This window comes from Roseibium sp. (genome assembly GCF_025698965.1).
GTDB lineage: Bacteria > Pseudomonadota > Alphaproteobacteria > Rhizobiales > Stappiaceae > Roseibium.
Genome location: NZ_JAILWL010000333.1, coordinates 1 through 7,446, shown reverse-complemented (window position 1 = coordinate 7,446; position 7,446 = coordinate 1). Strand labels below are relative to the sequence as shown.

The window sequence follows — 7,446 nt, the reverse complement described above, 5'->3', positions numbered from 1 at the left end:
TGAAATCCAACTCAAGAACGGCAGAACGATTAAAAACGCTGGAAGACAGTGTTCGCGAGGGAACAACTGCGGTGTCCCTGGCCGTCGATGAACTGGCCGATCTGATGGGCTTACAGGAATAGGGCAATGAAACTCAACGCCAAGAAAACCGTTTTGGTAACGGGTTTCAGCCCCTTTCCCGGCGCCCCCGTCAATCCGACCGAAAGACTCATGAAACGTTTGCCGAAACGTCTCGGCGTCCATCAGTTCGATGTCGATTTTGCTTTTCACGTTCTGCCGACGACCTGGGTCGGCCGGCAGGAGGTCACCTCAAGGCTTCGGGACACCATACAGCCGGACGCCATCGTGCATTTCGGAGTGGACGGCACACGGCGCACGATCAACATTGAAACCCGCGCCCTAAACCGCGCCATTCTCGTACGACTCGATTCTGTTGGCCAATCACCTGGCCGCCCAGAACTTGATCCAGGTGGGAAACGCGTTAGAAATGCGACGCTTTCAGCAGGCCCGCTCAGGGACGCAGCTCTTACCGGCGGCGCACCGACCAGACTTTCCACGAATGCCGGCACCTATCTTTGCAATGCCACGCTCTGGGACTCGGTTGGTTCCGGAATCCCGAGCATCTTTGTTCACGTTCCTGCACTTCCCCGAGGGCCGCGCGACACCAGACCGAGTTACCCGGTGATCGAAGAAGCCGCCGTCCGGCTTTTGCAGGAAACAGCCAGGCGATTACGCGGACGGCAAGACTATTTTGCCTTTTCAAGAAGCCACTCAACCTGACGAATGCAATCGGCGGCCATTTGTGCGGACAAACCGGCGCGCCCCAGAACTCTCAGCCCGAAATAAGCCGACAGGATGCCTCTTGCGATCTCTCTTGCAACGGCTTCCTCAAGCTCGGCGTCATCGGTCAGGGCTTTGAAAAACGCGTTTTCAAGCCGGTGTACCATGGCCTGGAGCTTGGCTTCCGCTTCTCCCCCTTCCGCGGCCTTGTCGACGAGCGCGTTGCACAAGAAGCAACCCAGCCGGTCACCGTCTTCTTCGATAGCTTCAGCAACCTTGCCGAAAAGACCCAGTATCCTGATCCGTCCGGTGCCATTGGCTTTGTCGGAAAGAAAGGCAACGGTGCCGCTGACTACCTTGTCGTTATAGCGGTCCAACGAGGCCAGATAGATTGACTGCTTGTCGTGAAAGGCCTTGTAGAAGGACCCCTTGGTGATTTCCATGGCTTGAAGCAGTTCTGCGAGCGACGCTTCTTCGTAGCCCACATCCCAGAATAGGGTCATGGCCTTGTCCATTGCCACGTCCGGATCAAATTCACGCGGTCTTGCCATTGTCGCTCCTTATGCCATCCGTCCGGTTTCCCTCGGGTTTTGCAGAAATTGGATCTGGCCTCACAAACAGATCACCTTACCCTCACGTCCTTGTGTTTTGTACCGATCAGTTCCTAACTCTATCTTGGTTGCACCGGCAGGGAATTGGGTGACATCCGATCAGTTTGGAACCAAATGGTACCGAAAAAGGATTTCCAGGGCAATCTCCTCCGCGCCGGCGAAGTTCAACCCTTTGGGAGTTAATCGTTATGTTCAAAAATCTGGTTCGTGGTTCCATCGCTGCGCTTGTTGTTGTCGGCGGCCTTGTCTCAAGTGCTTTTGGTGCCGGTTTTGATGTCAACGCCACAGTAACCGGCTTGGCCCTGCGCGGCGTTGATCCGGTGTCCTACTTTGCCAACGGAGCACCGCAGGACGGCGATTTTGCCATCACCGAGGTTCACAACGGGGCCACCTACCGCTTCGTTTCGGAAGAAAACCGTGACCTCTTCAAGCAGGATCCGGAGAAATACCTGCCTCAGTATGGCGGCTTCTGCGCATTCGGCACGGCGATGGGCGTAAAGGTTGATGGTGATCCGGATCTTTGGAAAATCGTTGACGGCAAGCTTTACCTGAACCTGTCGGAAAGCATTCAGGAACGCTGGAACAAGGATATTCCGGGTTTCATCAACACAGCTGACGGCAACTGGGGCGGCCTCAAGGACGTCGACCCGAGCGAACTTTAAGTTCCCCTTTGCGTATTGATCACTCAAAAACCGGCCGGAGTTTTCCGGCCGGTTTTCTGTTCCAGAACAATCTTCTTTTCTACCCGAAGAGACTTCCGGCACGCCTCTTGCTGTTTTCAAGGAGAACAACCGACACCGGTCCCAACGTGGGACGCTGACAGCGAATGGCATGGCTGATGAAAAGAAATTTGGCTAAACTGAACCGACGCGCGTTTCTCGCCGGGACAGCACTGTGCCTTTCCGGGACAGTTGCAGCAGCACAGATGAAGGTCGCAGACCTCCGGGGATCCATCGATTCTGAAGATCTGGGTCTGCTTCCAAACGCTGCCGACGACCAGACCGCGCAGTTTCAGAACGCCGTTAACCGGGCAGTTGAGCGCGGCCGGGCGTTGTTTCTGCCCGCCGGCACTTATCCTGTCGCCAATTTGCGTTTGCCAAGCGGCACTTTAATCGTCGGTGTTCCGGGCCGCACACGACTTGTCTATCAGGGCGGCGGAGGACAATTGATCCGTGCCGAAGGTGTCAGCAATGTCGGATTGACCGGTATCACCTTTGACGGCGCCAACCGGTCCATCGGTGACTTCACTGAAGGCCTTCTCCATTTTGTCGGTGTCCGCAATGTTGTCCTGGACAATTGTGAAATTGCCGGATCGTCAAAAACCGGGCTGGTTCTCGACCGATGTTCCGGCCGGGTGGAAAGCTGTCGGATTTCAGGTGCCGCAGAAGCCGGCTTGCGCTCTAACGAAGCAGACGGTCTTGCCATCACTGGCAACACCGTGACCGACTGCGCCAATGGCGGCATCTGGATTCATCGTTGGCGCGAAGGTGAAGACGGTACGATTGTCTCCGGCAATCGTGTTGAACGCATCAGCGCCCGTTACGGTGGCACGGGTCAGTTCGGCAATGGCATCAACGTCTTCCGCGCACATGGCGTGATGATCTCAAATAACCGTATCGCCGATTGTGCCTTTTCCGCGATCCGCTCGAACACCGGGTCGAATGTGCAAATCATCGGGAATTCCTGTCTGCGGTCGGGCGAGACTGCAATCTATTCCGAATTCGGTTTCCAAGGTGCGGTGATCTCCAACAACATCGTCGATGGCGGCACGACCGGAATTTCCATTGCAAATTTCATGGATGGTGGCCGGATGGCCGTTTGTTCGGGCAATCTTGTCCGCAACATCTCCGAAGAAGGCCCCTACCCGCCGGAAGTTGCCGGGTTCGGGATCGGAATTGTCGCTGAAGCCGACACCACATTGACCGGCAATGTCATCGAAGGCGCTCCCAAATTCGGCATCATGCTCGGCTGGGGCCCCTACATGCGCAACATCTCGGCCTCACAAAACGTGGTACGGGACTGCGGAACCGGTATCGCCGTCACCGTTGTCGACGGTGCAGGCCCAGCTGTCATAACCGGAAATATCGTTCAGGGCTCGAAATCCGGTTCAATCAATGGCTTTCGCTGGCTGGAAAAGGCAACCGGCGAACTCAATAACGCATCCGACTACGCAAACCTGACCGTCAGCGACAATCAGGTCGCGGCTTGACACGCCAGAGGACGAGAAAGGCAGATTGAACTAATCCGCCTCTTCAATTCCCGTTCCCACTCCGGTCAGGTCTTTCAGTTTTCCGCAAGCCTCACGTACATATTTAACAAAGGCTTGCATAGTGGCGGGCTCGGCCTGGTTCTCCGAATAAGCAATTACATAGCGGAACATCACCTGAGGTTCGAAGCGTCGCACAACAACGCCGTTCTTGAGCCAAGCCGCCGCTGCAAAAGGTTCAATCAACCCAATGGCCAAATTTGCGGCTATCAGGCTGTAGCCCGTGTGGGAATTTTGAACACCAATGTGACGTTGATACTTAATACCGGCCTTATCGAGCGTATTTCGGGTGAGATTCCAATTCACAAGCCCCGAAGGCATGATGTCGATGACTTCTTCACCTTCGAAATCTGCCGGCCTCAGAATTTCTTTTTTCGCCAACCGGTGAGTTTCATGAACCGCACAAACGTGTGGCGCTTCCATCAAAGGTTCCTGCACAATTCCAGGAACCTCCGGAAAAGCGAGCGTCAATCCCAACTGAGTCAGGTGCGTTTGAAGACGCGAAACGATCTCGGAGGACGAGCTGCTTTCTAGCCGCAGTGCCACATTCGGATAGTCGGCTCTGAATTTCCTGACCGCGTGTGGAAAAACAAAGGTCGACAAGGCAGGCATGGCACAGATTTTAAGGTCAGAAGGTTTTTGTGTCCGGATTTGCTCGGCAACGTGGTCAAGTTCATCGAGCCCGATGTAGAAACGTTCCACTCCCTGATAAAACCGCACGGCTTCCGGCGTTGGTACTAGCCTTCCCTTTTTTCGCTCGAAGAGCTTGAATTTTAAGCTGTATTCGAGATCAGAAATGAGGCGGCTCACGGCAGGTTGAGAGATGGACATCAAGTCTCCCGCCCCGACCGTCGTGCCGGTAATCATTACAAAACGAAAGGCTTCAATCTGTCGATAGCGAACATTCATGGCGGCTTCATACTATAATATTGACACATACAATAATGTCATAAAATGATTTGATGATATATACTTCTCTTGCAATCCTTCATGAAATTTCTTGGAGGGTTGTAAGAATGGGAAAGAAGCCAACTGTCGTCGTCGCCGGATATGGCACCTGGGCAAAGGCGGAAAAAAACCCGGCTGCACAAATTTCTGCGCAGTTGAAAAGTCAAAGCAACAAATTCTGCGATCTGATCTGTCTCGAAATACCGGTTGAGAGCCGCTCGTTGAGCACCCTGCTTGAAGCCTCTCTAATGAAATACCGACCAGACGCATGGGTCGGCTTGGGTGTCTCCACCAATAGTGGCGTTATCCGACCGGAAATGGTCGGTATCAATTGGCGGCACTTCAACGTGCCAGACATCAGTGGCTCTTTGCTTGAGCTGATACCGGTCGTTGAAAGTGGACCAGTTGCCTACCAGTCAGATCTACCGAATGCCAACATGGTCGAGCGCCTGAAGTCGGCAGGCATTCCGTCCGTCATATCGTTTCACGCAGGAACTCATCTGTGCAACCAGATGCTCTACACGGTACGCCATCTCGTAGAAACTCACAGATTACACACCCGCTCCGGCTTCATCCACGTACCGCAGACACCCCAAAACGTAACGTCCGTAGATGATCCTGAGGCCATGGGCAGCTCGATGAGCCTTTCGCTCATGACCCAAGCCATTTCGCTCTGCATTGAAGAAATCGTCGCGGACCTGACACCACCGGTAACACAGGCAGCTTGAGGAGCAGGTCATGTCAATCCAGCAGGCTACACACTCCCGTCCCCTCACTTCCGACAAGCACAGGAAACCGACGACAACGGATTTGGAAAAACCACTTCTGAGCGTCCGCAACCTCAGCGTCGAATTTGGAAGCGGTGACTACAGATTTCGTGCGGTCGACAACCTGAGTTTCAGCCTGGCGAAAAACAGGACCCTCGCCATTGTCGGAGAGTCAGGTTCGGGTAAATCAATTTCCTCCCTGGCTCTGCTTGGACTGGTGAAATACATCGGCGGACATATCGCAGGAGGAGAAATCCGGCTCGACAGCACGGTGCTCGGACGAGAAGTCGATCTGACAAAGCTGGACGAACCGTCTCTCAGAGCCATTCGTGGTGATGAGGTCGCCATGATCTTCCAGGAACCCATGACCTCGCTCAACCCGGTATTTACAATCGGGTCTCAGATCATCGAAACGTTGGTCCTGCATCACGGTCTTTCTTACAGGGCGGCACGAAGCAAGGCCAAGGAAGCTCTGGATCTAGTCCGGCTCCCAAACGCTTCAAGACTGCTGGACGACTTTCCCCATCAACTATCGGGCGGCATGCGCCAACGCGCCATGATCGCAATGGCGCTCGCTTGTCGCCCAAAAGTGCTCATTGCTGACGAACCGACCACCGCATTGGACGTGACAATCCAGGCACAGATACTGCAGATAATCCGGGACCTGCAGGCCGAACTTGGTACCTCTGTCATTTTCATCAGCCACGACATGGGCGTTGTTTCCGAAATGGCTGATGACGTGTTGGTCATGCGCGCCAGCAAGAAAGTCGAAATGGGGCACGCAGAACAAGTACTTCTGACCCCTCGAGATACCTACACCCAGGCTCTTCTGGCTGCAGTTCCGAAAATTGGAAGCATGAGAGGAGAAGATGACCCCAAGCTGTTTGACATTCCGGGAGACGATGCAAAAGACCTGAAGTTGCACCACGAAGTTGATCGCAGCGAGCCGATCATCAAGGTGGACGCGTTGACAACCCGGTATGACATCAGAGGCGGCTTGCTCAATCGCGTAACGCATCGGGTTCACGCAGTTGAAAATGTCACGTTTAAGATATTTCCAGGAGAAACACTGGCTCTCGTAGGCGAGTCCGGAAGCGGAAAGTCCACTGTCGGAAAAACAATCCAGCAACTGGTCGACCCCGTCAGCGGCTCCGTCACCTTTCGAGGACAGGATATCTTCTCGCTGCCTCAGCAATCACGTCAGCAATTCCGCCAACAGATTCAGTATGTGTTTCAGGATCCTTATGGCTCTCTCAATCCACGGAAGCCAATCGGTGAAAGTATTATCGAACCCGTTCTCACTCATGGGTTGATTGAAGACAAACAAGCAATCAGTCAACGGGTTTCAGAACTTCTGACAAAGGTGGGTCTCAACCCGGATCACGCCACCCGTTTCCCGCACGAGTTTTCAGGCGGTCAAAGACAGCGCATCTGTATCGCCAGGGCACTGTCCTGCAATCCCAGCCTGGTCATCGCCGACGAAGCCGTCTCTGCCCTGGATGTTTCAGTACAGGCTCAGGTGGTTAACCTCCTGATGCGACTGCAGGCTGAGCAGGAACTGGCCTACCTCTTCATCACGCATGATATGGCGGTTGTAGAACGCATCAGTCACCGCGTTGCGGTCATGTATCTCGGGCAACTCGTGGAAATCGGAACACGCCGACAGATCTTCGAGAACCCTCAGCATCCATACACAAAACGGCTTTTGTCAGCCGTGCCTGTCGTCTCTCCAGGACAAAAACCCGACAGAACGCTTCTGGAAGGAGAAATCCCGAGCGCGACCCGCAAGGTCGGAGACGAACCGGAGCTTTACCAACTGCACGAAATCGACCCCGGACACTTCGTTGCCGAAGCGGGAAACGCTTTCGCGTAACTCGATAGACGTAAATTTCACAACGCCGAAAAACAACAAAAAAAATCAATAAATTAGAGACTTCGGCTGCATCCAGAAGAGAGAGGAACAATGAAAATCAACCTATCAGTGAGGCTTTTCAAAGCGACACGCCGTCAACTACTCGCCTGTACAGCACTTGTTGCTGCCGGACTGGCAGTGCCAGCGATTTTGGGACCCGGT

At 54.0% G+C, this 7,446-nt stretch carries 7 protein-coding genes; 5 read left to right on the top strand and 2 right to left on the bottom strand.

What is annotated here, in order from left to right; genetic code table 11:
* The first annotated feature begins 126 nt into the window (after window positions 1-126).
* Window positions 127-780 carry a peptidase C15 gene (locus K5905_RS22775; RefSeq protein ID WP_297588134.1) on the top strand — a complete coding sequence of 218 codons (654 nt, stop codon included), beginning with the start codon at window positions 127-129 and terminating at the stop codon, window positions 778-780.
* Here the strand turns inward: K5905_RS22775 and K5905_RS22770 are convergent.
* Window positions 747-1,331, bottom strand: a complete 585-nt coding sequence (locus K5905_RS22770) for a TetR/AcrR family transcriptional regulator (protein ID WP_297588131.1) — start codon at window positions 1,329-1,331, stop codon at window positions 747-749. The two genes, K5905_RS22775 and K5905_RS22770, sit on opposite strands and share 34 nt — an antisense overlap.
* A gap of 248 nt (window positions 1,332-1,579) precedes the next feature.
* Between K5905_RS22770 and K5905_RS22765 the strand changes: the two genes are divergently transcribed.
* The gene (locus K5905_RS22765) at window positions 1,580-2,053 is read left to right on the top strand and encodes a YHS domain-containing (seleno)protein (protein WP_297588127.1); all 474 of its coding nucleotides are present in this window, start codon (window positions 1,580-1,582) and stop codon (window positions 2,051-2,053) included.
* A 188-nt stretch (window positions 2,054-2,241) separates the two neighbouring features.
* The gene (locus K5905_RS22760; RefSeq protein WP_297588125.1) at window positions 2,242-3,600 is read left to right on the top strand and encodes a TIGR03808 family TAT-translocated repetitive protein; all 1,359 of its coding nucleotides are present in this window, start codon (window positions 2,242-2,244) and stop codon (window positions 3,598-3,600) included.
* A 30-nt stretch (window positions 3,601-3,630) separates the two neighbouring features.
* On the opposite strand, the gene K5905_RS22755 is transcribed toward K5905_RS22760, so the two are convergent.
* On the bottom strand, window positions 3,631-4,566 hold the full coding sequence (locus tag K5905_RS22755) for a LysR substrate-binding domain-containing protein (protein ID WP_297588123.1): 936 nt from the start codon (window positions 4,564-4,566) through the stop codon (window positions 3,631-3,633).
* A gap of 107 nt (window positions 4,567-4,673) precedes the next feature.
* On the opposite strand from K5905_RS22755, the gene K5905_RS22750 reads away from it, so the two are divergent.
* Together K5905_RS22750 and K5905_RS22745 are read left to right on the top strand one after the other, a co-directional pair.
* On the top strand, window positions 4,674-5,333 hold the full coding sequence (locus K5905_RS22750; protein ID WP_297588121.1) for a hypothetical protein: 660 nt from the start codon (window positions 4,674-4,676) through the stop codon (window positions 5,331-5,333).
* Between the two features lie 10 nt (window positions 5,334-5,343).
* Window positions 5,344-7,245, top strand: coding sequence for an ABC transporter ATP-binding protein (locus K5905_RS22745; RefSeq protein ID WP_297588119.1), 1,902 nt, complete (start codon window positions 5,344-5,346; stop codon window positions 7,243-7,245).
* Window positions 7,246-7,446 lie beyond the last annotated feature (201 nt).